The sequence below is a fragment of the Streptomyces sp. NBC_01707 genome, assembly GCF_041438805.1.
In the GTDB taxonomy this organism is placed as follows: Bacteria; Actinomycetota; Actinomycetes; order Streptomycetales; family Streptomycetaceae; genus Streptomyces.
This window is the reverse complement of record NZ_CP109190.1, coordinates 233,855-259,656: the sequence shown is the minus strand read 5'-3', so window position 1 is coordinate 259,656 and position 25,802 is coordinate 233,855. Positions and strand designations below refer to the sequence as shown.

21 protein-coding genes and 3 pseudogenes are annotated in these 25,802 nt (G+C 65.5%); 11 read left to right on the top strand and 13 right to left on the bottom strand.

Going from position 1 to position 25,802, the window contains the following annotated elements; all coding sequences use genetic code 11:
- Positions 1-163: 163 nt before the first annotated feature.
- The 8 genes and pseudogenes from OG963_RS01185 to OG963_RS01150 form a co-directional block, all read right to left on the bottom strand.
- Positions 164-352 (bottom strand): hypothetical protein, encoded by a 189-nt coding sequence (locus tag OG963_RS01185; RefSeq protein ID WP_319741043.1) that lies wholly within the window; start codon positions 350-352, stop codon positions 164-166.
- 100 nt (positions 353-452) lie between these two features.
- Positions 453-641 (bottom strand): annotated as a pseudogene (locus OG963_RS01180) (MFS transporter); the annotation flags it as partial.
- Positions 642-649: 8 nt separating this feature from the next.
- Positions 650-916 (bottom strand): hypothetical protein, encoded by a 267-nt coding sequence (locus tag OG963_RS01175; protein WP_319741028.1) that lies wholly within the window; start codon positions 914-916, stop codon positions 650-652.
- Positions 917-932: 16 nt separating this feature from the next.
- The gene (locus OG963_RS01170; RefSeq protein ID WP_319741029.1) at positions 933-1,895 is read right to left on the bottom strand and encodes an NADP-dependent oxidoreductase; all 963 of its coding nucleotides are present in this window, start codon (positions 1,893-1,895) and stop codon (positions 933-935) included.
- A 786-nt stretch (positions 1,896-2,681) separates the two neighbouring features.
- Positions 2,682-3,485 carry a citryl-CoA lyase gene (locus tag OG963_RS01165; protein WP_319741030.1) on the bottom strand — a complete coding sequence of 268 codons (804 nt, stop codon included), beginning with the start codon at positions 3,483-3,485 and terminating at the stop codon, positions 2,682-2,684.
- Positions 3,478-4,635, bottom strand: a complete 1,158-nt coding sequence (locus OG963_RS01160; RefSeq protein ID WP_371798176.1) for a CaiB/BaiF CoA transferase family protein — start codon at positions 4,633-4,635, stop codon at positions 3,478-3,480. The genes OG963_RS01165 and OG963_RS01160 overlap by 8 nt, the downstream gene beginning before the upstream one ends.
- A complete protein-coding gene (locus OG963_RS01155) occupies positions 4,632-4,886 on the bottom strand; it encodes a hypothetical protein (RefSeq protein WP_319741032.1) in 255 nt (84 codons plus the stop codon). The genes OG963_RS01160 and OG963_RS01155 overlap by 4 nt, the downstream gene beginning before the upstream one ends.
- Positions 4,887-5,155: 269 nt before the next feature.
- Positions 5,156-6,034: a dioxygenase gene (locus OG963_RS01150; protein WP_371798175.1), complete on the bottom strand. Its 879-nt coding sequence runs from the start codon at positions 6,032-6,034 to the stop codon at positions 5,156-5,158.
- A 158-nt stretch (positions 6,035-6,192) separates the two neighbouring features.
- Here OG963_RS01150 and OG963_RS01145 point away from each other — a divergent pair, with 158 nt between their 5' ends.
- Positions 6,193-6,999 (top strand): IclR family transcriptional regulator C-terminal domain-containing protein, encoded by an 807-nt coding sequence (locus OG963_RS01145; protein WP_319741034.1) that lies wholly within the window; start codon positions 6,193-6,195, stop codon positions 6,997-6,999.
- A 32-nt stretch (positions 7,000-7,031) separates the two neighbouring features.
- Here OG963_RS01145 and OG963_RS01140 read toward each other — a convergent pair.
- From OG963_RS01140 to OG963_RS01125, 4 genes and pseudogenes are all read right to left on the bottom strand, one after another.
- Positions 7,032-7,840, bottom strand: a pseudogene (locus OG963_RS01140) (IS5 family transposase).
- 74 nt (positions 7,841-7,914) lie between these two features.
- Positions 7,915-8,601: a DUF6518 family protein gene (locus OG963_RS01135; protein WP_371798174.1), complete on the bottom strand. Its 687-nt coding sequence runs from the start codon at positions 8,599-8,601 to the stop codon at positions 7,915-7,917.
- Positions 8,602-8,997: 396 nt separating this feature from the next.
- Positions 8,998-9,690: an alpha/beta fold hydrolase gene (locus tag OG963_RS01130; protein WP_319741037.1), complete on the bottom strand. Its 693-nt coding sequence runs from the start codon at positions 9,688-9,690 to the stop codon at positions 8,998-9,000.
- Between the two features lie 824 nt (positions 9,691-10,514).
- Positions 10,515-11,120 carry an HD domain-containing protein gene (locus tag OG963_RS01125; protein WP_319741038.1) on the bottom strand — a complete coding sequence of 202 codons (606 nt, stop codon included), beginning with the start codon at positions 11,118-11,120 and terminating at the stop codon, positions 10,515-10,517.
- A 518-nt stretch (positions 11,121-11,638) separates the two neighbouring features.
- Between OG963_RS01125 and OG963_RS01120 the strand changes: the two genes are divergently transcribed.
- The 3 genes from OG963_RS01120 (at position 11,639) to OG963_RS01110 (ending at position 14,305) form a co-directional block, all read left to right on the top strand.
- A complete protein-coding gene (locus tag OG963_RS01120; RefSeq protein WP_319741039.1) occupies positions 11,639-12,427 on the top strand; it encodes an alpha/beta hydrolase in 789 nt (262 codons plus the stop codon).
- Between the two features lie 499 nt (positions 12,428-12,926).
- Positions 12,927-13,550 (top strand): acyl-CoA dehydrogenase family protein, encoded by a 624-nt coding sequence (locus OG963_RS01115; RefSeq protein ID WP_319741040.1) that lies wholly within the window; start codon positions 12,927-12,929, stop codon positions 13,548-13,550.
- Between the two features lie 113 nt (positions 13,551-13,663).
- Complete coding sequence (locus OG963_RS01110; RefSeq protein ID WP_319740693.1) at positions 13,664-14,305, top strand: TetR/AcrR family transcriptional regulator; 642 nt, start codon at positions 13,664-13,666, stop codon at positions 14,303-14,305.
- 45 nt (positions 14,306-14,350) lie between these two features.
- Here the strand turns inward: OG963_RS01110 and OG963_RS01105 are convergent, their stop codons facing one another.
- Positions 14,351-15,313 carry an SDR family NAD(P)-dependent oxidoreductase gene (locus OG963_RS01105; protein ID WP_352307166.1) on the bottom strand — a complete coding sequence of 321 codons (963 nt, stop codon included), beginning with the start codon at positions 15,311-15,313 and terminating at the stop codon, positions 14,351-14,353.
- A 114-nt stretch (positions 15,314-15,427) separates the two neighbouring features.
- Here OG963_RS01105 and OG963_RS01100 point away from each other — a divergent pair, with 114 nt between their 5' ends.
- From OG963_RS01100 to OG963_RS01070, 7 genes and pseudogenes are all read left to right on the top strand, one after another.
- Positions 15,428-16,345: an AraC family transcriptional regulator gene (locus tag OG963_RS01100; RefSeq protein WP_371798173.1), complete on the top strand. Its 918-nt coding sequence runs from the start codon at positions 15,428-15,430 to the stop codon at positions 16,343-16,345.
- A gap of 83 nt (positions 16,346-16,428) precedes the next feature.
- Positions 16,429-17,215 (top strand): annotated as a pseudogene (locus tag OG963_RS01095) (IS5 family transposase).
- 861 nt (positions 17,216-18,076) lie between these two features.
- Positions 18,077-19,219: an amidohydrolase family protein gene (locus tag OG963_RS01090; RefSeq protein ID WP_371798172.1), complete on the top strand. Its 1,143-nt coding sequence runs from the start codon at positions 18,077-18,079 to the stop codon at positions 19,217-19,219.
- 175 nt (positions 19,220-19,394) lie between these two features.
- Positions 19,395-20,471 (top strand): tellurite resistance/C4-dicarboxylate transporter family protein, encoded by a 1,077-nt coding sequence (locus tag OG963_RS01085; protein WP_352307169.1) that lies wholly within the window; start codon positions 19,395-19,397, stop codon positions 20,469-20,471.
- A 62-nt stretch (positions 20,472-20,533) separates the two neighbouring features.
- On the top strand, positions 20,534-22,903 hold the full coding sequence (locus OG963_RS01080) for a molybdopterin oxidoreductase family protein (protein ID WP_371798171.1): 2,370 nt from the start codon (positions 20,534-20,536) through the stop codon (positions 22,901-22,903).
- A 7-nt stretch (positions 22,904-22,910) separates the two neighbouring features.
- A complete protein-coding gene (locus OG963_RS01075; protein ID WP_352307172.1) occupies positions 22,911-23,369 on the top strand; it encodes a hypothetical protein in 459 nt (152 codons plus the stop codon).
- A gap of 1,069 nt (positions 23,370-24,438) precedes the next feature.
- A complete protein-coding gene (locus OG963_RS01070) occupies positions 24,439-25,458 on the top strand; it encodes a DUF4331 family protein (RefSeq protein ID WP_371798170.1) in 1,020 nt (339 codons plus the stop codon).
- Positions 25,459-25,802: the final 344 nt, after the last annotated feature.

Here is a 25,802-nt window from a genome sequence, read left to right as displayed (position 1 = left end):
CGGTCAGCAGATCAGTAGGTCAGCGGGGCGGTCCAGATGGTGGCCCACCGCACTGTCCGCCATCGCCGCGTCCTGGTCGCGCAGGAGGCGGCGGGCGTGTGCTGATGAGGCGGACCAGCGGCGTCTTGGAGGTGACTGGCCAGTACCGTTCGGGGTGGGAAGATCAGAGGACCATTTCGGGGACGTTGGTAGTTTCCTCGGTGCCGCTGAGGCTGGGGCGGGGCGCGTTGACCGCCACCAGGGAGATCAGCGCTGAAAGCACGAGGAAGCCAACTGCCCACCAATATGCCGTGGAGAACCCGTGTACCAGCGCCGTGTCCGTGCTGGTCTTGGCGTGAGCATGGGAGAGCACGTGCGGCGGTGGAGCTGGCCGCGATCGTGTTCAGCAGCGCGGTACCAACCGAGCCGCCGATCTGCTGAGAGGCACCGACCATAGCGGAGGCGACGCCTGCGTACCGGGGCTCAGCCCCGTGGGTGCCCAGGCTCATGGAGGGCATGAACGCTGTGCCGATGCCGAGCCCGGTAATCACTTCGGCGATGGCGAGCAGTGTGTATGAGCTGTCCTGCTGCAGCAGGGCCAGCAGCAGCACTCCTACCGCGGTGACGAGGTCGCCGGAGCTCATGAGCACGCCTGGGCGCATCCTGCCGCTCAACCGCGTGGCGATGAACATGGAGCCGATGACCTGGGCAGCTGCCACGGGAGGAAGGCCACACCGGTTTCGGAGGGGGCGTACCCCTTGACGAGCTGCAGGTAGTAGCTGAGGAACAAGAACATGCCGAACATGCTGATGACGGCCTGGCCCACTGAAAGGTAGGAGCCGGCGCGGTTGCGTTCCGTCAGGATGTGCAGTGGCAGCAGAGGTGAGTTGGTCTTTGCCTCGAGGGTGACGAAGGCGGGCGGCTCATTTCGTGCCATTCGTGGGAGAGGAGGGCTAGAACTCCAGAACCAAGCGGCCGCGGACGCCGCCGGCCTCCAACAGGCGGTGCGCTTCGGTGGCCTGCGCGGCGGGCAATGTGCGGGCTACGCGCAACGTGAGGTCTCCCGCCTCGGCCTGGAGGCGAAGACGGTCCAGTCGGCTGCGGTCACCGAGGTGTTTGGAGACGAGCACCGTGTGGATGTTCAGGGATCGACGTCGCAGCTTGGCGGGGCTGATGCTGTAGAGGTCTTCGTGCACAAGCAGGGAAATTCCCCCGCCGTCGCGTACTGCCCGAGCCACCGCCGCGGAGCCCATGCTTGCCGCGTCCACCACACCATCGACGCCTTCCGGCGTGTTCCGGAGCACGTGCTGGGCGAAATCGTCGCCTCTCGGGATGACGATGTCGGCCCCGAGGGAACGCACCAGCTCCTCGTCCTCGGGCCAGGCATCAGCAATTACCGTGAGCCCATCGGCGGCCTTGGCCATCTGGATGACATATCCGCCGACCACTCCCGCGCCGCCGGTGACCGCGACGGTGCGTCTGGCGGGCAGAGCGAGAAGGTCCAGGGCCTGCCGGGCGGTGAGACCGTTCATGGGCAGTGTGGATGCCTCGGCATGTGTGCTCCCCGCAGGGGCGCGCGCAACCCACTGTTCGGGCAGTGACAGGTACTGGGCGTAGGCGCCGCCGCTGGGATCGGTAGGCATGGTCAGGGCCATCACCCGGTCCCCGATACACAGATCGGTGACGGTGCCCTCCCCGATCTCATCCACCACCCCGGCTGCTTCCATGCCAGGGATGTACGGCGGCCCCGCGCTCGTGGAGCCGAGTGAGCCGTTACGCAGGTACCTATCGCCGGGGTTAACTGACGCTGCACGTATGCGGATACGTACCTGACCGGGGCCGGCGTGCGGCTCAGGTATATCCAAGACCCGCAGAGCCTCTGGTCCTCCGAATCGGCGTACTCCTACCGCTTTCATATTCCCTCACAATCTTGACTGTCCGTTACAGATATTGACCATGGGTAACCCTTGCGCCAACCCGGCCGCAGGTCGCACCCGGGGGGCTCCGGTCGGGGGCGATCACGGACCGGAAGGGGGTGTATCGCCAGCAGGCCGCGGCGACGCTATATGGAATGATAAGTCAATAAAAATCATTCCCCTCCACGCCCTCGCGTGCGTGACCTTCTGCCGCGTGTTCCGCAACTCCCTCAGCCCGCCCAGCGTGGTAGTCACGTCGTGCAAGTAGGGCGTGAGAGATGCGTTTGCGGGAGCGGCAATGGGCCCGCCACCTTCATCGGGCGAGCCGGAGAGAGGGCTTGCGGGGGCCTCCGCCGCAACTCCGCTGGCCGCGTCGGCCCGGTCGGACCCGGCGGCAGGGTGCGCCCGTCGGCACCAGTGGCATGGCTCGGACATGCGAGGACGCCGGAAAGCGCTGTGATTGTGTGAACAATCGCGCAGTTTTCGGACCGTCGAGTCGTGCGCGGGATTCCGGCGCGTCGGCCGCTTCCCGCCACGGTGTTCCCTGCTGCTCATGCATCACAAAGCGGGTCACCGCCTCCGTCACATTTGGGTGACCCGCCGTGATCAATTCCCGTTCGCCCTTCCGAAGTCGCATGGACGTCGCCTGACCCCTCAGATGAATCCGGGGCCTGGCGTCCCTGCCTGCGAGACTGCGCTTCGGCGCAGAACCTCCAGGAGGCAGGAGGGCAGGGGGCTGGGCAGCGGCCCGGGTGAAGAAGCCGCCACGCCGGGAACTGCTACTCGTTACGCCGCCGTCGGGCCGAGAGGGGTCGGCGGAACCGGTGTGTTGTTGAGATCCACCGACAGGAAGATGTCGTTCGCGACCGGGTGGCGTAGCTCCTCAGCGAGTTGACCGATGAGGCCGGCAGTTCGGGCGAGTAGTGCGAAAGCCCTCAGCAGCTCCAGCGGCAGGCCGAGGTCGGCGAGCGCGGCACCGCAGACTCCGGCGCCGTTGAGCGGAAGCGTCTTCCCGAGCACCTCGGGATGCACCCTGCCGATAGCGGCAAACAGGGACAGGTGCGGGCCGAAGAGGCCTTCCTCCGCGGCGATGTGGAACAGCCTCGAGGTGCGAGGGTCGCCATCCTTGTGGACATGGTGCCCGAGCCCCGGGATGAACGCGCCGGCCTCCCGCCGTGCGCGCACGGCGGCCAGGGCAAGTGCGTCCCAGCCGGCCTCGTCGAGGGGGTGTTCTCCTGCCGCTGTGGCCAGTACCTGGTGCAGGAAGCGGCCGCAGTCCTCTGTCACGCCCAGGAAACGCGAGCCTCCGCCGAGGAGTCCGGCAGCGAGCGCGCCCTGGACGGAGTCGGGGGCCGAGAGATACGTCAGCCTGGTGATGATCGCGGTCGGGGTGAAGCCGTGATCGGCGAGTGCTGCGAGCACAGCTTCGAATACGCGCGTCTCACCTGTTGTCGGACGGCGCTGGGAGGCCAGCCAGAACGCCAGCTCACCGAAGCCGACCTCACCCATCACGTCGGCCGCGAGGTCCTGGCCGAGCAGGGTGATGCGATCCCGTGAGGAAGCGCCGAGCGCGGTCGGGTACTCAGGCATTCTTGTCCTCCAGCCATGTGCGCAGTTCGTCGCCGTGTTCGTCTAGTTCCGGCGGCGGGAGCCGGTAGGCGGCAGGTGTCTCGGAGAACCGGATCGGGTGTCGCGTGGTTGGCACTGCCCGCTCGCCCTCGCCGGCGTCTACGACTGGGTCAAGACCGAAGCGCTCGGCCATGGCGAAGCCGCCGTCGATGGTGTTGATCGGACCGCACGGCACGCCGGCGTCGACGAGCAGGTCGAACCACTCTAGAGCGCCCCGCGTGCGCAGCCGCTCCACCAGGAGAGGCCTCAGCTCCTCGCGGCGACGAGTGCGGTCGGCGTTGTGCAGGAACCGCGGATCATCGGCGACCTCCGGGATGCCGAGCACATCGCACAGGCGGCGGAACTGGCCATCGTTGGCGGCGGTGACGATCAGGTCCCGGTCGGCGGTCGGCAGCGGCTCGTAGGGAAAGACGCTGGGGTGCGCGTTGCCCATGCGGTATGGGACGGTGCCGCCCGCGATGTAACCGGAGCTGTGGTTGACCAGCCCGGTCAGCGCCGACGACAGCAGGTTCACCTCGACGAGCTGCCCTTGGTCGCTGGCGTCGCGGTGACGCAGCGCGGCGAGGATGCCGATGGCCGCATGGTTGCCCGCCATCACGTCGAACACTGAGATGCCCGCCCGATACGCTGGCCCATCGGGATCACCGGTAAGGCTCATCAGGCCGGAAACTGCCTGGACCATCAGGTCGTAGCCGGGAACCTTCCGCCCGGCGCCGGATCCGAACCCGCTGATCGAGGCGTAGACGACGCCCGGGTTCCGGGCACTCACCGAGGCGTGATCGAGCCCGTACTTTGCTAGCCCGCCCGGCTTGAAGTTCTCGATCACCACGTCCGCGCGCCGCGCCAGCTCCCTGGCCAGCCGGGCGTCCTCCGGATCCCGGAAGTCGAGTGCGATGGACCGCTTGCCGCGGTTGATGCCGAGATAGTAGGTCGAAACGCCATCTCGGACCGGCGGCATCCACGCACGTGTGTCGTCGCCCCGGGGGTCCTCGACCTTCACGACGTCCGCTCCGAGGTCGGCGAGGAGCATCGTCGCGTACGGACCCGCCAGGATGCGGGAGAAATCCGCGACCAGCAGTCCGTCCAGCGGCCCTCGTTGCTTTCCGCTCATGTCTGTGACTCCTCGTGCTGCACCGCGACGCCCTCGCCGCGGAATTTGCTGTAGGTGTAAGGACTGGAGAGCAGTTCGGTCTCCGGGATCTCGGGCGCGGGAGCCTCGCGCCATGCCTCTTCGCCGAGTGCGTGTTCGACGGTTGCGCCGACAGCGTCGCGGGCCCGCGACAGGTCCGCCCCCAGCAGCTCATGCCGGTGCCTGGGGCGCGCCGTGTCGAAGCCCTCGAGCCCTGGTTCGCCGACGGTCATTGCATCGCCTCTTCCATGGTGCGCGGTGGGTGTCGAAGTCAGTGGCATTTCATCGGTTGTCGGAACAGGCGACGGGTGTCACCCGCGGCGGCGTGGTGACGCCCCGCCATCGGGGGGCGATGGCGAGTGAGGACACCCCAAGGTGCGGGCCCTCGAGCCTCCTGTCCCGGACCCTGCTGGGGCGAGCCCCAACAGACTGGGACTTGCGGCGCGCATCGAGGGCTCTGAAACTGTTCAGCGCGCAGAGGCCTCGATCTGCATGGTGCGGCTTACCGCGTGCATTCGGCCCCCGTCGTCTGCAGTGCGAAGTTGAACTCCGCGTGCAGATAAGGGCGGTCGATGATCCCGTCGTCGGGCGTCTTACCTGCCGGCCGCTCGGTGAAAGACACGATCAACTCGTCCTTGGTGCCGAACACCACATCGCTGTCGAGGTAATCAGCTCCTTGGCGAAAGAGGTGGGTGACCAGCCTTTCGTGGCCTGGATGGTCGATGAGGAAGTGCACGTGAGCGGGACGGTACGGGCTGATGCCGGTTCGGCTTACAAGGTTGCCGACCGGGCCGTCCATCGGGATCGCGTACCCGCGCGGCGAGACCGTCCGCACGCAGTACGTGCCGTCCGCCCGTGTCCGGTACTTGGCGCGCAGCTGTGCCTCATCCACGTCCGACAACTGCGCCTCGTAGGCGCCGTCGGCGTCGGCCTGCCACACGTCGAGCACGACGTCGGGCAGAGGTCGCCCGTCGGGGTCCAGGACCCGGCCGGTGAGGAAGAGCGGGATGCCTGGGAGACCGTCGGACATGTCGGCCCCAAAATGCACTTCCGGAGAGCCGTCGATGTGGAACGGGCCGACCACTGTCGCAGGTGTGGCCTGCGGTGAGAAGTGGTTGTTGAGTTGCACGACGAGGGTGCTCAGACCGAGGACGTCGGAAGCGAGGATGAATTCCTGACGCTTGTCGTTGCTGATCCGCCCCGCAGCGGCGAGCCACTCAACGGCTGCGGCCCACTCGTCCTCGGTGAGGCTGACCTCGCGGGTGAATGCGTGAAGGTGCCTTACCAATGCCGTCATCAGCTCGGCCGTGCGGGAGGAGTGGGCTGTTGCCCACCGCTCCACCGCGAGACCGGTGAGGTTGTCGTTCGTGACGAAGGCCATGAATCCTCCTAGATTCAGCCGGCCCGCTCTGTCCGCAAGGCGGACACGAGTCCGTACAGCGGACACCATGACTCATAGTTGCGTGGTAAATCAAGTCTTTCGCCCAGGTGATGTAGGCGTATGTCTACGGACCACCGTCCGACGGTTAGCCTTAGTCCATGCGCCGAGAAGGAAATCCCGAGTTCATCGAAGCCCTGGCAAGGGGCCTGGACGTGCTGCGCTGCTTTCCGCCGGGTGTCAGAGCGATGACACTCAGTGAGATTGCGGCTGCCACCGGCCTCGCCCGCCCCACGGCCAGACGCATCCTCATCACGCTGGAACAACTGGGCTACGTCCGTTCAGAAGAACGCGGCTTTTCGCTCGCCCCGCGGGTGCTCGAACTCGGTATGGCCTACATCGGTTCGATGAACCTCTGGGAACTGGCGGAACCACACCTGAAGCACCTGGTCGCACAGACCGGTGAATCGTGCTCCATAGCCCAGCTCGACGGCTCCGACATCATCTACACAGCCCGGGTCGCTGTGCCGAAACTGGTCACCCTTGCCGTCACGATCGGCACCCGGTTCCCCGCCCTGTCGACCTCGCTGGGCAAAGTCCTGCTTGCCGCACTCTCGCGCGACGAACTCAACAAGGCCCTGGCAGAGCCCAGCCGTTCCGGCATCACGCCACGCTGGACGCCCGACCGTGAGGAGATCGAGGACACCCTGCGGACCGTACGCGCAAAGGGATGGGCGGTCACGGACCAGGGACTGGCTCTAGGTATTCGGTCCGTTGCGGCCCCGGTGCGTGACGGAGAGGGGAACGTGGTCGCAGCGGTGAACGTAAACGCACATGCAGCCGAGACCACCGTGGACACCCTCGTCGATCACCACCTGCCACTGCTGCTTACCACTGCGAGCGCCATCAGTGCCGACTGGGCGGCCTGGCAGGCGCGACCGCTGGAGACAGTGCGCGGCGCCCTCTGAACGAAGTCGTGACTCGTGACTAAGAAGTCATCTCATTTGGTGAGTCTGCGGTAGCAGATGAGGGTGCAGGCGAGGCTGGTAAAGGCGAGGAAGTGCTCGGCTTTGCGCTCGTAGCGTCGGTGGAGGCGGCGGCAGCCGGCGAGCCAGGACATGGTGCGTTCGACGGTCCAGCGGTGGCGACCCAGTCGCTGTGAGGACTCGACTCCTTTCCTCGCGGTGCGGTGCTGGATGCCGCGTTGGCGTAACCATCGCCGCAGGTGGGAGTAGTCGTAGCCTTTGTCGGCGTGGAGCTTTGCGGGCTTACGTCGTCGGCGTCCGCGGCGGGAGCGGATCGGTGGTATCCCTTGCACCAGGGGGATCAGGGCCTGGCTGTCGTGCAGGTTCGCCCCCGAGATTGCGACGGACAGGGGCAGACCGGTCCGCTCGGTGATCAGATGGATCTTTGACCCGAACTTGCCCCGGTCGACAGGATTCGGACCTGTCAGGTCCCCCTTTTCAGGGCTCGCATGTTGACTGAGTCGATCGCGCACCGGGACCAGTCCAACTCGCCGCGGGCACCGAGCTCGTCGAGGACCAGGCGGTGGAGCTTGGCCTACACCCTGGCCTTCGTCCACTCGGGAAAACGCCGATGAGCCGTGGCCCCCGACGGCCCGAACGAAGCAGTGGGCAGCTGCTGCCACGTGCAGCCCGACGTGGCCACGAACATGATCGCGGCCAGCACCTCACGATCACCATGCCGGCGCCGTCCACCACCCTGAGGCCGCGACGGCGCCTCCGGCACCACCCGCTGAAACAACACCCACAACTCATCCGGCACCAGCCGCTCAACGATCCCCACCATGACCGACAGCTACCGACCTCACCAAATAAGATGACTTCTATTGGCGGGTCACTTGTCGCCTGGTTCGCGGCTCGTCACCCCAACATGAAGGCCATCTCGATAGGGATCACCGCGGCGATGGCGGCTCCCGTGGCAGCAGCCAACGCCAGTAGCGCACAGATCCGGTCGCGCGATGTGCGTGTGAGGGCGAGAGCGAAGATCACTCCGACGGCGAGGTAGCACCAGCCCGCGGTCCTGCCCGGCCCGCTATTGGAGTTTGCGTCCGACGCGAGCGACAGGAAGTGGATGCCTTCCATCAACCAGACCGAGCCCGTGACTCCGGCCGCTGACGTTCGTACCCAACGCCGGTCGCTTCCTAGCAGAGCACCAGCCGCTCCGTAGACCGGACCAGCAATGGCGCCGGCGGCAATCCAGATCACCACGCTGGACATGGCCACAGGAAAACTGCGTAGCTCCGAGGTTGCGTAGTAGCCCACGACCAGGCCACCCTGCGACAGTGCACCCGCTACTGCAGCTCTGCGCCACCGAACGGGAGCGAGCAGGCCGATGAGAAGAGCGACAGTGACCCAGGGAGCGGCCGAGTTGACCACAGCGTTCCAACCACCGTGGAGAACGCTTTGCCCGAAGGACGTAAGAACGCCCCCGGCCAGACCCACGGCGAGGGCGAGCACGTAAAGAGACCACTGTGACTTTGAGCCCGAACGCTTGGTAGCGGCCACGGATAATCTCCTGATAGATGTGTTTGGCAGCACAGCCAGCATGGCTATCATGCGAGCGCTGCGCTGTCTGGCAGGTGGAACTGACTTCATGCCACTCGGTCGCGTCGTGTCCGCGCATCTTCCGGCGTTCGCACGCGGGGAGGGAAGCCGGGCTACAGGAAGCTGCAAGTTTCCCGAGGTCACCTTGCAGATTCGCCCGTGACCTTTGAGTCCAATACGGTGCTCATCAGCGGGTGGTCGGCGCATACGCTGCGGACCGGAAATCATCGGTGCGGCCTCCGATGAGTGACGACGTCCAGTGGGCCTACCCTCCGGGGCCTCCGCACCGACGCGAAGGCAACGACGCAACTCCCACCCACCGGATCGGCAACCCGCTGTTGGAATGGGTGGGGCAGCTGGCGACGACCAGGCCGGTTATCCACCCGGCGCTCCGCCCGCTTATATACCAGCGTCAGTGGTGATCAGACTGGCCAGCACGGCAGGCATGGACAGGAAGGGGGAGTGGCTGGAAGACAGCCGATATGAACGCTCGGAACGGGCTGACATCGCTTCCTGAAACGCGGGCGGGAGTATCTCGTCCTGCTCGCAGATGATGTAGCTGGAGGGAACCGTCTTCCAGGCTGCCGCTGTAAGCGGCTCGCTGAACGATTTCACGGTCTGTGGGACGAGTCGCTGCATGGCACGATCAGCGTCCTCCTGTGAGGCATCGCCGTAGAGATGTTTCGCCGGACTTTCCGGAACCGGCAGCGTGCCGGTGTCACCGATCGGCATCTGCCCTTCACTCATGCCAGCCAGGGAGTCGCCTTCGTCCAGCTGGAACGCGGAGAGGTACACGATGCGGTCGACGTTGGTCGCGGTCGCGGCGGCCTCCGTGACAGGCACGCCACCGTAGGAGTGCGCGAGTACGGTCACCTGCCCGTCGATGCCGTTCAGGCACGCGCGAACAGCGCGGGCGTCGTCGTACATCCCGGCGTTGTCGTCAGGGTTGGCCGAAGCGCTCGGCAAATCGACGGTGATGACGTGCCATCCCAGAGCGGTGAGTTCGGGGACGAGCTTCTCCCAGCACCAGGCACCGTGCCAGGCGCCGTGGACGAGCAGGATAACCGGTTTGCCGTGTACTGCGGTGGTCATGGTTCGGCCTTTTGCGAGGAGAGTTCGACGAGGAAAGTCCCGAAGCGGGAGCGGAGGCACGCCCCGGCCGAACGCCCTGCACGTGTTGGCATTGAGGGTCGGGGCATGACTTCTGCCGAGGCTATGAGGCCAGCCAGGCGACAGCCATGCTTTATCGTCCACGCTTCTTGCGCGAGCGTCCGGCAGGTGCGGCAGGGCGCCTCAGCCTGACCGGCTATCAGCGGAGCTCGGGTCCTTCCCCCGTCCAAGGACCTACGCCGAAGGTCCAGTGGCGTGGGCGAGAGGGCGCAGAGAGGATCGACGACGCCGCTCCGGCCCGGTGATCGCTCCTGGGCCGGACGGACCCATCCGTGCCTCTGCTGCCTACGACGAGATGCTGCCGGAAGTGCCTCCCCCATGGACAGCCGCATCACGCACATCACGGCGGACGCCGGAACCCCGCGGCGACGCCCTTTGCGTGCCGTCGGCACAACAATTGGGTTGAGCTTGGCTCCGATGCGGGCCGCGTCGGCCGCGGCGGGCGATGACCAAGGACGGGTGTCTTCCCGGCCAGGCCCCCAGAGTGCGTAGTGCCGTCAACGTTCCCCAACGCAACAACTGCTGTTGCAGGAGCGGCTCGTACGCCTTTTCCGGCAAAAGAGCGACCAAGACCTTGAGGGCACCATGGCGCTGTTCTCTCAATGGCCCTGCACATACATCGACGCGACCCTTGACTGGGAACTGGGCTCGTGGACAAAGCTCTACGACTCCCTCGCCCACATCTCCGGCTGGCCGTACAGCGCGTCCTACCCGTGCATCGGGCTTCGGGTAACGTCTACGCTGAGCTAGAAGGCAGGGTTGACTCCGGAGTACTCCGGGTTCGCCAGGTGGGCGGCGAGCAGTCCGCCTGGCCAACTGGAGGAAGGTGCCTTTCCGGGACACCGGAGCGCCTGCGCCACCACAGCCTTACCCAGCACGGACTCGATGTTCAGACGTGGGAACAAGGCGAGTGCAGAGGCCAGTTGGTCCTCGCCATCGGTCTCGATCAGCTCAGTCGCACCGAAGTCCGCCCTGACACCGACCCGGACGAGCCTAGGCAGCCTTCCCATCCGTTCTGCGATGCCCGGTGAAGTGTGTAGAGCGATGGCCTCCCATACTCCCTTGATGAGCGGTGCTGGCCAGCGATGTCGGGAAAGAAAAGCGCTCGCCGCGTCCGCGCCCTCCACTTCAAAGCGCTGCGGCCCGTCGTGCTGGTGAGCTGTCCCCACGTCGTGGAACAGACAGGCCACGGCTAGAGACTCACGTTCTGGCGTATCGATCCCCTCGCGGCGGGCCAAGTGATCGGCCAGCAGCCAGACCCTCACGCTGTGATTGAGGATCGCTGGCACAAGCAGGCAGCGTACGTGTGCGTACGCGGCTTCGGCGGCCGCTCCACCGAACGAGACCTCCATCCTGCTACGCCTTCCTTCGCGTTCATGACTTGGACACAGCGACGATAGCCGCCGGGTAGCCGAAGGTGTTGCCGCTGCCGTTAGCCGAGGTGCGGCATCTACGAGGCTCAGGGTTGTCACATAGCAATGTCGACCCTCATGTACCGCGCGCAATACCGGGGATGCGGAGGGTGCGGCGCGGCGAGAAAGTCTGCTGCTGCCTTCGTCCGCTGGCCAGGAACACGTTTCCGACTAGCCCGCGTTCGACTGTAGGATACCTGGACACTGTGTCCAACACTGTGTCGCTCCCCGTGCGTGCTCGACCTCGGTTGAACCGCCAATCGGTTGTGCACGGGCGGGCTACCGGCATACAGCGCACCCGCTGGTGATCCGCTGTGACAGGTCACCCGCGACCGGTCGGCCCTTCGCTCGGCACCGGAATTTTCTCCCTGGCCGTGTCAGAGCCGCACGAAGCTGCCCATCTGATGAGCCAGATCGGCTGCTGGCACCGGCCTCGTATCTCTGCAGAGGTGAAAGAAATGAAGATCGAACGACGCCAGATTGACGGGGTCTTCGTCGAACACGCCAAGCCGGAAGGAAGGCCTGAGGGTCCTCCGGTGGTGTTCGTCCACGGCGGCAGCCACGGCAGCTGGCTCTGGGAGCAGTGGCTGCCGCACTTCGCTGCCGCAGGCAGACACAGCTACTCCTTCAGCTGGTACAACCACACAAACTCGGAAGCTCTGCCGCAGGAAGAGTTCGTCCGACGGAGCATGCTCGACGTGACCCGCGAGCTGCGGACGGTAGCCGCGCATATCGGGGAAGCGCCGGTGTTCGTTGCGCACAGCATGGGTGCGGCGGCGGTCCAGAAGTATGCGGAGGACTTCCCAGTAGAGGCTCAGGTCCTACTGGCGCCAGTTCCCTGCAGTCAGTCCGCGGGAGAGGCCATACCGCTCCCCATCGATATGTCCAAGCCGTTCCCCCCGATGCCATACGAGATGGCCGTGGAATGGTTCTTTGCCGGCTGCTCGGACGAGGACTCACGTCGGTACTACGACCTGATGCCGGACGAGTCTCCGCGAGCGGTGTGGGAGGCCGCGCAGCGTGGCGCCGCCATCGAGCTCGATCGTGAGCGGATCGATGCGCCCGCGTTGATGATCGCGGGCGGCCGCGACATCGTGTCCCCTGCCGAGCTGGTAAGCCGGCATGCCGCCCACTTTGGCGCCGACTACCTGTACCTGGCCGACCGTTCCCACAGCCTCGTTCTGGAACCGAGCTGGAAGGAAGTCGCCGACCACGTTCTCTCGTGGCTCGCCCGTGCGGGCCGGTGACGACGTCCCCGGGAGCGGCAACACGCCGCTACTTCGCGGTCTCGTGATCCCCCTCCGTTTGTTCGCCATCCACCCCTGGCGACCCACAACCAGGCATCGGACGAGCCGTTGGACACATGTCCGGATCACTCTAGAGTTGATTACGTACGGCTGGGCGGCCTGATTTCATGACCATGAGAGGCGGCCTCCCCGGTTAGGTGATGGGGCCGAGGCCCTTCTGACCCCCTCGTACCGCAGAAATCAGAAGGGCCTCGGCGGCATGGTGGCGGAGGCCGATGACATACCGTTCCGCCGCCCCGCTGTTCCCTTGCCGCCCACGAAAGGTTGAGGGCGGCTGGCGCGTGACAGGGAAGTGGTCGTACAACTCGGCTGCCCCCTATGCGACGTGGGCCGCGCTGGGTGCGCTGCTAAAGGATGACGCCGGGGCGGTCCTGGACCAGGCGCTCGTTCTGATTCCGCATCCGAGCTGGTCATCGAGGGCACGTGGCGTACGGCAGGTATGAGGGCAACCGCCAGCAACACCCTCATTGCACGAGACGTCTTCGTGCCGGTACACCGCGTGCTCTCGGTCCCGGCTGCCGCAGAGGGTGAATACCCGCGCACGGCTGAAGACGGTGCTCTTTACAAGTCAGCCTTTGCACCCATGCTGCTTCTGTGCCTGACCGGGCCGCTGCTCGGGCTGGGCAAAGCAGCACTGGACACTGTGATCGGACAGGCGACCTCGAAGCCCTTGTCGTTCACGATCCATGCGGGACAAGCAGATTCCGTGGCCGTGCAGACCCAGGTTGCTGAAGCCGCATTGCAACTGAAAACGGCCCGCCTGCACATCTACGCAGCCGTGGATGAGGTGGACGCTGCCGCCTCTACGCGTTCCCTTGACTACACGGCACGCACCCGGATCAGGGCGCAGGCGGGCTACGCGGCCCAGCAGGTGCTTTCCGCAGTCACCACCCTGCTAAATGTGCATGGCGCGTCCGCGTTCGCCGATGCCAACCCGCTGCAGCGCATATGGCGCGACGCCAACATCGCGGCACGCCACGCTGGCCTCGTGCCGGCAGTTGGTATGGAGGTCTACGGCAAGTCCCTGCTCGGGATCGATGAACGAGTCAGCCTCATGGTCTGAGTGTTAGACCAAGAACGCGTCCGGCTCCGGGGTCGCCCTCAACTAGGCGCTTTAGAGCCGGCGAGTGGCCGTCGCGGTGCAGGGCACCCGACCCTGTTCCTTAGGATGCTTGTATGGCTTCCACTACGCGACGACCCTCTGACGCGGCGCACCGACGCGCTGAACTGGAAAAGCGGATTCTGTCGGTGATCGAAGACCGTCTGCGTGATGGGGTGACCTATACGGAACTGAGCGTCGAACAGATTGCCCAAGCTGCCGGTATCTCACGCTCCACGTTCTACCTCTATTTTCGCGACAAGGTCGATGTGCTGTTGCGGTTGAGCGGTTCACTCAAGATCGAGAGCAGCAAGATCGCCGCTTCTTGGAAGCCCACAGGGCCTGGCGGTGGCGTCGACGGACTGGCGCACACCTATGAGCTCATTCTGCGGCACTACCGCAAGCACGCGGTGCTGTTGGCTGCGATCAACGAGGTGGCTGCGTACGACCCCGTGGTGCGGGAGGCGTGGACGCTTGACCAGGATCGCTTCACTGACACTCTGGTGACCATTTTGGAGGACGAGCAGCGCGCAGGCCGTACCTCGGCGGACATCGATCCCCGCCTTGCCGCCACGATTATCGTGCAGGGCGGCGCACATGTCATCGCTCAGCAAGTGGCCACCAGTGAAGGGAGCAACGACGGTGCTGTTGCTCGCGAGCTCGCCTGCGGGTACTGGTACGGCATCTACAGGCGTCCCCATGGGCAGGCCGCCGAATGAACACCGACTTGGGGCTGCACGATCTGAAGCCGCTCCAGGCGGGGCTCAGAGTCTGATGGTGCCTGCGGCGTACTGCCACAGGCGATCGGCTGACTCCGGGTCGAGCGCATGGGTGGCGACGGCACCCGGCGTGTTTGTGCCGTCGGCCGCGACCGGCGCTTCCTGGTTGTCCTCGAAATAGCGCCCGGTCACGTTGTCCAGCAAAGGCGATGTGGCGAGCAGGACGGAGGTTGCGGCTCCCTGGGCCGGCGTCTTGTAGTAGGACAACGGCGTGAGGTTCCCTTCGGCGTCCATGACGCCCAGCGAACGCATAGTTTCGTCGTCAATGTGCCGCTGCAAATTTGTGAGGATATATCCCGGATTGAGCGCATTGGCTGTGATGCCGTCGACGGCCCACCGCCGAGCACCCACGGCGAACAGGACTCCTGCCGTTTTGGACTGGCCATAAGCAGCCCACGGATCGTACGGACGCCTATCGAACTGGGGATCGCCGAAGTCGAAGGGTGCCTGGCGATGTGCACCGGAGCTGACCACTACGATCCGAGCGGCCCCGCTTTCCGCGAGCGCGCCGTGGAGGGCCGTGGCGAGTGCGAAGTGGCCGAGGAAATTGGTGGCGAGCTGGAGCTCCCAACCCTCGGGAGTGACTTCTTTCTGCGGCAACGCCATGATTCCGGCGTTCGCCACAAGAAGGTCAAGAGGCCCTTGCCAGGCCCGTGTGAATGCGTCGACGGAGGTCAGGTCGGCCAGGTCGAGGTCCGATGCCCTTACCGAGCCGGCCCCTCCGACGTCGGCGATCTCGCGGATGAGTAGCTCTGCAGTCTCTGGGCGGCGGGTCGCGATGGTTACTTCCGCGCCAGCGGCGGCAAGAGCTCGGACAGTCTCGGCGCCGATCCCCGAGGCGCCGCCGGTGACAAGGGCGCGCCGACCGGTGAGATCGATCCCGCTGATGACCTCGGCTGCCGAGGCGTCCCGAGGGAAGGGAGTGACCAAGCTGTCTTGAATACTCACAGAAGAGCCTTTCAGCATGATAGGTGCGATTCCGTCTCGATTTTAAAGTCACTACTCTGTACGTACTATCATTAAGGGTCCGCAGTACCTTATTGAGCGTCCAGGAGAGCATCGATGGACCCACTGGAAGACGTGCTGGCGCTTCTGGAGACGCAAAGCCACGTGTCTGCAAGTCTCACGGCCGGCGGGGAGTGGGCGGTGCGGTTCGACGGACCATCCGGGGTGAAGTTCAATGCCGTGCGGCGAGGGCACTGCATCCTTGAAGTCGAGAGCCTGGATGACCCGATCGCACTGTCACCCGGTGACTGCTACCTGCTCACCCGCCCTCAACGTTTCATCCTCCGCAGTGATCCCCCAGGCCCGGAGGTCGATGCCAGCACTGTCTTCCGCTCCGCGGAGAACGGCGTCGCACACGCGGGAACAGGTCAGGATGTCCTGTTGATCGGCGGCCGCTTTACTTTTGGGGCGCCCGGTCAGGACCTGCTACTCGCTGATTTGCCTTCCGTGATCCATGTGCCCGCTGGAACCGCCAATGCCGAGACGATTGAGTGGGCGCTCACCATCATCGAACGCGAACTGTCGGACAAGCACATGGCTTCCACGCTGGTGGCTGAGCATCTTGCCGTAGTCATGCTCGTCCACGTCCTGCGCCTACACCTTGCGCGTGAGCCACAGATGGTCTCGGGCTGGCTCGCGGGACTAGCCGATCCCGTGGTGGCCGCGGCCCTGACGTCGCTCCACGCGGATCCGGCATATTCTTGGACAGTCGCCGAGTTGGCGCATGCGGGAGCCGTATCCAGATCCACCCTGGCGGCGCGCTTCAAGACTTTGGTGGGCCAGGGACCCCTGGAGTACCTGACTCACTGGCGCATTCAGCTGGCGGCGCAGAAGCTACGAAAGAGCAGTGAGACGATCTCGTCCATCGCCCGCTCCACCGGATACGGATCCGAGAGTGCGATAAGCACGGCATTCAAGCGTGTCATGGGTGTGCCCCCGAGTGCCTATCGCAAGCATCACCATACGAGCTCGTAACGCGATCTTGTTGATGTCGGCTGGTGGGGCGTATCCGGTGTGATGATTCGGCGGTTCGTGAGGGTGTGAGTACTCGACCGTGGATCGTGGAAGATGAGTTTGTGGGCTCTGATCGAGCCGCTGCTGCCTCCTTGGCCGGAGTCGCCGGGGCCGCGTCCAGTGTCGGACCGGCTCTGTCTCCAGGGCGTCCTGTTCGTGCTCTACAACGACAAATCCTGGCAACTCCTGCCTCTGGACCTGGGGTTCGGCTCGGGGGGTGGACCTTCTGGCGACGTCTGGACCGATGGCAGAAAGCACGGGTCTTCGACCGGCTGCACCGGATGCTTCTCGCCAAACTGAACGCGGCCGGCGAACTCGACGTGTCACGTGCATGCATGGACGGTTACCACGTCCGGGAAAAAAGGGGGTCAAGACACCGGCCCATCGCCGGTCGACCGGCGAAGAACGGGCAGCAAACGCTACCTGACCTGCGATGGACGCGGCACCCCACTCAAAGTCATCACCACTGCGGCCAACGTCAACGACGTCACCCAGATGCTTGCCCTGGTCGACGGGACCCCGCCCGCCCCGGACGACCCCGCCGAAGGCCCGAAGCCCTCCTTCGGCGACAAGGGCTACGACTCCAACCCGAACCGAGGCGCGCTGCGCGAGCGCGGGATCCTGCCCGTCATCTCACGCAAGGGCTGCCCGGACATCAAGGGCCTGGGCAAGCTCCGCTACGTGGTGGAGCAGACTTTCGCCCTGCTCCACCACTTCAAGCGCCTCGCCGTCCGCTGGCAGCGACGCACTGAACTTCACGGTGCCTTCGTCCAGTTCCTGACACCGCACGCTGGTGACCGTGTCTCACGGACGGGATGCACCAAGGCGTGAACGCCCCGCGAGCGGGTGTGTGGTTGGGCGATCGGACGCGTCCGGGCCAGCGGGGTCGCACTTCGCATCCTTGACTCCTGCGTCCGTCGATGAAGAGGTGCCATCCCGGGTAGCCATACGTAGAACATCGCGTTGGACATAGTGTCCGATGAGCTTTATGGTCAATAGCGGCGCCACTGGGCGCCGTAGCTCAGACCGATCATGAAGGTGAATCTTGTGGCGCGGGGGATCACCCGGCCGGTGCTGATCCAGACTGCGCGCGGCGAGGTTATGCCAGCGCCAGATGCTGATATGCCCAGTTCGAGCGTGGCCGACAGCACGCATGACGTCTCTGCGATGCGGGATGCGTTCGGGGCCATCGATGGTTTTGTCGTGGCCAGCACCTACCCCTGCGGAGGCACCCTGACGGGGGAGCCCGTAGATGTCGCCGCAAACCGAAGCAGTGGGGGTGGGAGCTGATTGCGCGCTGAAACACATCGTTGCGAGCGCGAGCCAAGAGATCTTTGCGGACGCGTTCAAGCCACGCGAGGCGCCTGACCACCGGGGCGGTGGGACGCGTGGCGTGGTGCGCCCAGTTCAAAGATGTCGACCCCACGGAGGGAGATTCGTCCATCCAGAATGCCGACCGATCCGCCCGGCCCCGCAACGAGCATGGCTGGTGAACCTCCCATGAAGAGAGTGACATTGCAGCCCGCACGTCGTTATTACGCCCCCATTGTTCTGCCCATGGACGCTAGCTGCTCCGTAGTCCGGGACGGCGTCGTCGATGTGGGGGCCGACGGTCGCGTCGCCTACTGCGGGCCTCGCGCCGACGCGCCCCCGTCCAACGGACAAGCTGTAACGCAGCTGACCGGGATCCTCATGCCTGGGCTGGTCAATGCGCACGCGCACAGCGCCATGACGCCACTGCGCGGCGCCGGGGGAGACCTGCCTTTGATGTCCTGGCTGAACGACGTCATATGGCCCGCCGAGGCGCGGATGCGTCCAGAGGATGCGTATGCCGGTATGTTGCTGGGCTGCGTTGAGATGCTGCAGCACGGTGTCACTACCAGTGCGGAGATGTACCTACACGCTGAGGCCGTGGTTCAGGCTGCCCTTACGGCCGGCAGCCGAATACTTATGGCGCCCGCCTACTTCGACCTGCCGGGTGCGCACTGGCAGAGTGCGGTGGCACGCATCGACAAGTGGATCGACGCGGACGGTATGCAGTTCGGGCCGGGTGATCGCATCGAGTTGTGCTACGGCCCACACTCCGCATACACCCTCCCCGTCGAGGCGCTGCGTGCGACGGCAGAATCGGCCTCCGCTCGCGGAGCCCTCGTCCACATCCATGTCGCTGAGTCCCTGAGTGAGGATCAGAAGCAGCGTGCCGCTCACGGTTCTGTTCCGCGACTGCTCGAGGAGACGGGGCTGCTGAATGGGCGACTGCTGGCGGCACACTCCGTGCACCTGTCGGTGCACGACATTCGGCTCCTGGCCGACTACGGCGCTGGAGTCGCACACTGCCCGGGGTCCAACGCAAAGCTGGCTTCAGGGGTCGCCGGACTCACCGCTTTGCGGGCGGCGTCCGTCTCAGTCGGACTGGGCACGGACGGCCCGGCGAGCAACGATGATCTCGACCTATGGGAAGAGATGCGGATCGCCATGATGCTGGCCCGGGTAACTACCGAGGATCCCATGGCCTTGACCGCTCCGGCCGCATTGATGATGGCGACCCGTGGAGGCGCCGCCGCCCTCGGGCGAAAGGACATCGGCGCGCTTTGCCCAGGCACGTGGGCCGACATGGTGCACGTCGGCGTGGACGGACCGTCCTTCGCCGCAGGGCTGAACGTGCCCGACGAGCAATTGATTGCCAACCTGGTGTGGGCAGCGGGATCGCGGGCGGTTCGCAGCGTCTGGGTCGCCGGTGAGCAGGTTATCGCCGACGGGCAGCCGCTGCGAGTCGACCTCGTTCGAGCCCGGCGAGCCGTCGCAAGGGCGGCGTCCCATCTCCTGACGCAATAGGAGGCAGGCCAAGGAAGCGGACGACGCCCGCCTGCTCCGCTGTCGGACGTCGTTCACGCGACACCGGATGCGGGGCCGTGATGCTCACATTCCGATGCGGAGAGTCGCGTGAAATATCTGGGCAAAAGACGCATAATCCTTGCGTAGAACCGCCTAGCCCAGAAGGTTCCCGTCGATGGTCCATAGGGCTGCTGCGCACTACCGCCTCCGCCAAGAGATCGCCGACCTGCACCCGGGCTACGCAGCTCTCGTCATGGCAACCGGGATCGTATCCACGGGGCTGGAACTCTTCGGGGCCCACGCGCTCTCCACTGTGCTCCTGATGCTGGCGATCCTTGCCCTGGCTGTGCTGATAGTGACGTACACCTGGCGTGCCGTGCGCTTCCCTCAACGGGTAATCGACGACGTGCAGAACCCCTCCCGCGGCTTCGGCTACTTCACCCTGGTGGCCGCTCCCAACGTGGTCGGCATGCGGCTGGCCGAGGATCATCCTTTGACCTGCGCGGTACTTGGGCTGACCACTGTCCCCATCTGGCTGGTAGTCACCTATGTCGTCCCCGGTGCGATGGTGGTGGGCCAACGCCAAGCACCGGTGCTGCCCAAAACCGATGGCAGCTGGTTCATGTGGGTCGTCGGTACACAATCCCTGGCTGCTGCTGCTGCCACCGTAGCCGCGGTGGAGCCTAGCCTCACCGCCTCCCTGGCGCCGTTGGCAGTGGCCTTCTGGGGTGTGGCTGTCGTTCTCTACCTGATGCTGGTCGGCCTGGTCACCGTCCGCCTGCTTGACTCTCCGGTCGCCCCACACGCTCTGAGCCCCACCTACTGGGTTTACATGGGGGCCACGGCCATCAGCGTGCTCGCCGGAGCCAAGATCCTGGACCTTCCGCCGACGCTGCCCGTCCTGGTCGCGACCAAACAAGTGGTCTCCGGGCTCGCCTTCGTGCTGTGGGCCTTCGGAACGTGGTGGATTCCCCTGCTGCTGGCCTTCGCGGTGCGGCGCCACCTGGTGGACCGAGAGCGAGTGGAATACGAACCCGCCCTGTGGAGCATGGTCTTCCCTCTCGGCATATATGCAGCGGCGAGCGCTACCTACGGTCGGACGACCGGACTCGCCTTCATGGTCAATATTGCCCGGGTCGAGGTGTGGTTCGGGTTCGCTGCGTGGGTCGTTATCGCTGTCGCCATGTGCAGATCCTTCCTGAGGCGCGGCGACAGACCGGAGCCGGCGAGCAGTGCGCATGCAGAGAGCTGACCGACGGCCGCTGCGGGCACAGGTCGCAGCGAGAACAGCACGGCACGAAAGGACTGTGGGACATGCAAAGCGATCGCATCTCGGACATCTGGGGAACTCGCACCCCGCACACCGCGGGAAGCCCGTGGCCGAAGAGGGTCGACCAATTCCTGCTGGACGGTATCGGCGAGGCCGACGTCGAAAAATGGGTGCGGGGAGCGTGCCTGCTGTGCTCCAACGGGTGCGGACTGGAGGTGGCGGTGCGCGACGGCCGGATGGTCGGAGTCCGAGGCCGTGCCGAGGACCGGATCAATCACGGGCGACTGGGGCCCAAAGGCCTCTACGGGTGGCAGGGCGAGCAGCGCGATCGCTTGACCACACCGCTGATCCGTGAAGAGGGCCGGTTGATCGAGACCGACTGGGACACCGCCATGGGCAGGGTCGTCGAGCGATCGCGGGCACTCCTGGACACCAAGGGACCGCTGAGCCACGCCTTCTACACCTCTGGCCAGCTGACGATCGAGGAGTACTACACCCTGGCGGTGATCGGAAAGGGGGGAATCGGCACGCCGCACATGGACGGAAACACGCGCCTGTGCACCGCCACCGCGGCCGCCGCGTTCCAGGAGTCCTTCGGCACGGACGGTCAGCCAGGTTCCTACACGGACATTGACCACTGCGACGCGCTCTTCCTCTTCGGCCACAACGTCGCGGAAACCCAGAGCGTACTGTGGGCACGAATGCTCGACCGCCTGGACGCCACGGAACCACCGAGGCTGGTGTGTGCAGATCCCCGACGGACCAAAGTGGCCGAGCGTGCCACCGTTCACCTGCCGATCCGCAACGGTACCAATCTCGCTCTGATGAACGCCCTCGTCCACGAGCTAATTGCCAAGGGCTGGGTCGACACCAACTACGTAGACACCCACACCGTGGGCTTCGACCAGCTGGATCAGCGCACCCGCGAGACCACCCCGGAGTGGGCCGCCGAGATTTGCGGCGTTCCGGCCAGGGACATCGAAGCGGCAGCAGAAATCTTCGGCTCAAGCAGCCGCGTCGTGTCGACCTGCTCCATGGGCTTCTACCAGTCACACCAAGCCACCGCAGCCGCCTGCCAGGTCAACAATCTCCACCTGCTGCGTGGCATGCTCGGGAGACCGGGCGCGGGCATTCTGCAGATGAACGGCCAGCCCTCAGCGCAGAACAACCGCGAGGCCGGTTGCGGCCCAGCGCTTCCAGGATTCCGCAACTGGGAGAACCCACACCACGTACGGGAACTGGCCGAATTGTGGAACGTGGACCCGATCGTAATCCCGCACTGGGCCGCCCCCACGGACAGCAACACCATCTTCCGCTACGCCGAACAAGGCTCCGTCGGATTCCTCTGGATCGCCGCCACCAACCCAGCCGTATCCATGCCAGATCTCGCACGCATCCGACGCATTCTCTCGGGCGACCAGTGCTTCGTAGTGGTCTCCGACGGCTACCGCACCGAAACCACCGAACTAGCTGACGTGGTGCTGCCTGCGGCCCTGTGGGCAGAAAAGACCGGAACGTTCACCAACGTGGACAGGACCGTGCACCTGCAAGAAAAAGCCGTCGAACCACCGGGTCAAGCCCGCGGCGACATGGAAATCTTCGTCGACTACGCCCGACTGATGGGGCTGACTGATAAGGAGAACCATCCGCTGCCCTCATGGGACACACCCAAGCAGGCCTTCGAGGCGTGGAAGGCAGCCAGCGCCGGACGACCGTGCGACTACACGGGGCTTAGCTACGAAAAGCTGCACGAAGTAGGCGGCATCCAGTGGCCCTGTACCAGTGCCACGCCCGATGGGAGCGAACGGCTCTACACCAATGGGCAGTTCAACACAAACCCGGATATTTGCGAGTCCTATGGGCACGACCTTGCCACAGGTGCGCCCGTAGGGCAGGACACCTACCTGGCACAAGGAGCCGACGGACGCGCCATTTTGAAGACAACTGCCTACGAGCCACCGTTCGAAGAGCCAGACGCTGCCTATCCACTACGGTTCACCACCGGCCGCACCCTGTACCACTGGCACACACGTACCAAGACCAGCCGCAGCCCCCAACTCAACGACGCAGCGCCCTCGATGTGGGTGGAAATCTCCGAGCCCGACGCCCAGCGACTCGGCATCAGCGAAGGCGACATTGTGCGCGTCACCTCGCGGCGCGGCAGCATCCAGGCACCCGCCCGGATTTCCCACACCCGAGAAGGGGTGGTGTTCGCCCCCTGGCACTACGGAGGCACTGACACCGCCGCCAACGAGCTCACAGTCACTGGATGGGATCCGGTTTCCAAACAGCCGGAGTTCAAAGTCGCTGCAGTCGCTCTGCAACGGATCAGCGCCGGCCACGGACCCGCGCCCGCTCCCACCACCACGGCCTCAGCACCGGTGCGTCCTCTGGACGGCACGGCACAGAAGTAGGGACACCATGCACCTCATCACTTACCTCGACTTCCTGCAGACGGCCGAAAAGACCCTGGGACACAGCTACGAGCTGGTCTCCGAGGGCCACGCGGCCGACGCCGACGTGCATTGGACCACCGCTCGCTTCTACGGACAGTGCGCTGAGCATGCCGAGACACTCGCCCACATCCGAGCACGATACGAAGATCCGAGCGAGCTCGCGCCCGAACGCCTCCACGCGCAAGGGCTGACCGCTGTGCGGACCGGCCCAGCCGGTCTGTTGCGCGACCTGCAAGACCTCTACCAGCTGGCCACGCTCGTCGACATCACCTGGCAACTCATCGGGCAGGCAGCCCACGCCGTTCGCGATCGAGACCTCATCCACGCAGTCAGCGACTGCAGTCCTGACACCGGCACACAACTCGGCTGGCTACGCATGCAGATGAAGGCACTCGCCCCTCAGACCCTGGTGGTGGCCCCGTAACGCGTCCTACCCAGCGCGTACTTTCGCGGCCTGTACTGCTCTCGCCACCGCAGGCCCGCTGGTGCTGCCGTTGGACGGGATCCCGTACGGCTGTCGGCAGGCGGCGCGGTTCGAGGTCGCCGATGCCCGGCAGGCCAAGTGCGAGACGCTTCGTGGTCGGACCGGTGTGCCCCGGCCGCCAGCGGACGCAACCGGTGGGACGGGGCGGCCGTCGGCCTCCGTGCGACGCCCCGGTCATTACATCGACCCGCCCGCCCGCCCGCACGCGCGGCAGGGCCAGAGCGGCGCCTGCGTCAATACCCGACAGTGAACACCAGACGGAACGATCGGTCAATAATTTCCGACGATGCGGGATGTGGACCAGTCTGGCGGCCTGACCTGCAGCGGGATCTCGATGAGTCGGGGCCGGGGACGCCCTGGCGGCCACCCGATGGGGATGATTATCGTCCGCTTTACCGGCCGGCCGCGCGGGCGAGACACGCAAGGAGGCCCGATCGTGCGACGGTCTTCTTGAAGGGCACGAGTGGGCCTCGGGGGAGCGCGGTCGCTGGGATGAATCAGGCCCGATTGCTCCTTGGTTTCACGCCCTCACATGGCCATCTCCAGTGCTTCCAGAGGGAAATCGGCGCGCATGTGGGCGGCGAGGGGCTGCATGTTGTCCTGACGGGCAGGGGAGCGCCTGCTTGGCAGCAACCGCCCCAGACGCTCGCCGCCGATGTGCGCGGTATCACTGTGCGTGGAACCACCATCGCATCTGGGTGAACGCCGCCCCGCTGATGCGCGGTGAGCAGGGGGCGCTGACCCCGGCGAACCGGTGGAAGCGCAGCAGCCTGGGGGCGAGCCGCGTCCGGCTGATGTGCTCACTGTGGGAGGTGCGCCCAGGCCCGGCTCGCCTGTCGGTGACCCATTCGAGCGTTGTTTGCCGGCTGTACCTCCGCCCTCGACGGACGGAATCCTGTGGCGGCTAGCGTGGACGCACCGCCCAGATGTGTGTATCTCACGTGCCCAGAACGGCCGTTCGAGCGTTCTAGTGGCTTTTTCCGGCGGGCGAGCAATGGAAGGGCCTGACATGTCCAACCACTTCACCGGCCTCAGCCTTGGGCCACCACTCGGCGACCAGCGTCTCGATCTGTGCGATCTGTACGCCTTCGGGGCTCCCGGCGATCCGAGCAGGACCGTTCTCATCCTCAACGCCAATCCCAACGCCGATGCCCTGCACCCCGACGCCGTTTACCGCCTGAACGTCGACAACGACGGCGACTACCTGACCGACGTCGCCTTCAGCTGGGTCTTCGGCCCGCCGGCAGCCGACGGCTCGCAGACCTACAGCGTCTTCATGGCAACCGGCACGGAGTCCCGCAGGCCCGAGGCGGTCGGCACCAAGATCGTGTCGGATGCCGCCGTCTCCTTCGGTCCCCGGGCCGACGTGGTCGACAGCGGTGACTACAAGGTGGCCGCCGGCAGCCGCAGCGACGCCTTTTTCTTCGACTTCGACGGAATCAAGGATCTGTTCGACACCAGCGGCAACCGGAATTTCACCGCGCCGCATCTGGGCGGAAAGTCCCCTTGGACCGGCGTCGACTCGAACAGCACGGCCAACGTCTTCTCCATGGCCATCGAACTGCCGACCGCGGAGCTGGCCCCCAAGACCGAGCTGCACATCTGGGGCCGGTGCAGCGTCCTGCGCGACGGCGAACTCGTCCACGCGGACCGGGCCGGGCACCCGTCGATGAGCAGCTTCTTCAACACCGACGACACGAAGGAGGAGTACAACGCCGGCGAGCCGGTCAACGACCGGGCCAGGTGGACGGACCAGTTCGTCCACCTGTTGGGCCACACCGGCGGCTACTCGCGTGAGGAGGCGATCACCGCGCTCGACGAGCACGGCCTGCTGCCGGACGTGCTGCACTTCGACCCGTCCAAGCCTGCCGCGTACCCGAACGGCCGGACATTCGCGGAAGACGTCATCGACATCCGGGTCGCCTTCCTCACCAAGAACCAAGCGCCGCCCACCGGTCTGACTGCGCACACCGACACCCTGGACCGGTTCCCGTACCTCGGCGACCCGCACCCGGCGACCACCACCTGACGGATCCCGGCGGGACACACCCAGGGCTCCGACGGCCGAAGACACTGCCGTCGGAGCCATTCGCCGTCCGGCTCGGCTGTGGGTTCGCCTCTTCACCCGAAACCGGCCGCTCCTTGGGACTGGGCATGATCGTGGCGATCACGAAACGCATCCGTGAACACGATGGCTCACTGCGTATCACGTGCATCCACGGCCGGATAGTCAGGTTCTTCGAGATCAGCGGCCTGCACGCGACTTGCCAGATCTAACGAGTCTCTTGAGTATTGGCGGCGCAACCGGGCATGCGATCCGCTCTGTGGCCGGGGAGCGCGGCGCAGGGATGCGGGCGCTGACGCCCCGACCTT

Excerpts from the sequence above, each read along its gene's own strand:
- OG963_RS01125 (WP_319741038.1), bottom strand. The coding sequence starts at position 11,120 with ATGGAGGTCTCGTTCGGTGGAGCGGCCGCCGAAGCCGCGTACGCACAC.
- OG963_RS01110 (WP_319740693.1), top strand. The coding sequence starts at position 13,664 with ATGGCTTCCACTACGCGACGACCCTCTGACGCGGCGCACCGACGCGCT.
- OG963_RS01115 (WP_319741040.1), top strand. The coding sequence starts at position 12,927 with ATGAGGGCAACCGCCAGCAACACCCTCATTGCACGAGACGTCTTCGTG.
- OG963_RS01120 (WP_319741039.1), top strand. The coding sequence starts at position 11,639 with ATGAAGATCGAACGACGCCAGATTGACGGGGTCTTCGTCGAACACGCC.
- OG963_RS01150 (WP_371798175.1), bottom strand. The coding sequence starts at position 6,034 with ATGGCCTTCGTCACGAACGACAACCTCACCGGTCTCGCGGTGGAGCGG.
- OG963_RS01090 (WP_371798172.1), top strand. The coding sequence starts at position 18,077 with ATGCCTGGGCTGGTCAATGCGCACGCGCACAGCGCCATGACGCCACTG.
- OG963_RS01100 (WP_371798173.1), top strand. The coding sequence starts at position 15,428 with ATGGACCCACTGGAAGACGTGCTGGCGCTTCTGGAGACGCAAAGCCAC.
- OG963_RS01145 (WP_319741034.1), top strand. The coding sequence starts at position 6,193 with ATGCGCCGAGAAGGAAATCCCGAGTTCATCGAAGCCCTGGCAAGGGGC.
- OG963_RS01175 (WP_319741028.1), bottom strand. The coding sequence starts at position 916 with ATGGCACGAAATGAGCCGCCCGCCTTCGTCACCCTCGAGGCAAAGACC.
- OG963_RS01135 (WP_371798174.1), bottom strand. The coding sequence starts at position 8,601 with ATGCTGGCTGTGCTGCCAAACACATCTATCAGGAGATTATCCGTGGCC.
- OG963_RS01075 (WP_352307172.1), top strand. The coding sequence starts at position 22,911 with ATGCACCTCATCACTTACCTCGACTTCCTGCAGACGGCCGAAAAGACC.
- OG963_RS01155 (WP_319741032.1), bottom strand. The coding sequence starts at position 4,886 with ATGACCGTCGGCGAACCAGGGCTCGAGGGCTTCGACACGGCGCGCCCC.
- OG963_RS01160 (WP_371798176.1), bottom strand. The coding sequence starts at position 4,635 with ATGAGCGGAAAGCAACGAGGGCCGCTGGACGGACTGCTGGTCGCGGAT.
- OG963_RS01130 (WP_319741037.1), bottom strand. The coding sequence starts at position 9,690 with ATGACCACCGCAGTACACGGCAAACCGGTTATCCTGCTCGTCCACGGC.
- OG963_RS01080 (WP_371798171.1), top strand. The coding sequence starts at position 20,534 with ATGCAAAGCGATCGCATCTCGGACATCTGGGGAACTCGCACCCCGCAC.
- OG963_RS01170 (WP_319741029.1), bottom strand. The coding sequence starts at position 1,895 with ATGAAAGCGGTAGGAGTACGCCGATTCGGAGGACCAGAGGCTCTGCGG.
- OG963_RS01085 (WP_352307169.1), top strand. The coding sequence starts at position 19,395 with ATGGTCCATAGGGCTGCTGCGCACTACCGCCTCCGCCAAGAGATCGCC.
- OG963_RS01070 (WP_371798170.1), top strand. The coding sequence starts at position 24,439 with ATGTCCAACCACTTCACCGGCCTCAGCCTTGGGCCACCACTCGGCGAC.
- OG963_RS01165 (WP_319741030.1), bottom strand. The coding sequence starts at position 3,485 with ATGCCTGAGTACCCGACCGCGCTCGGCGCTTCCTCACGGGATCGCATC.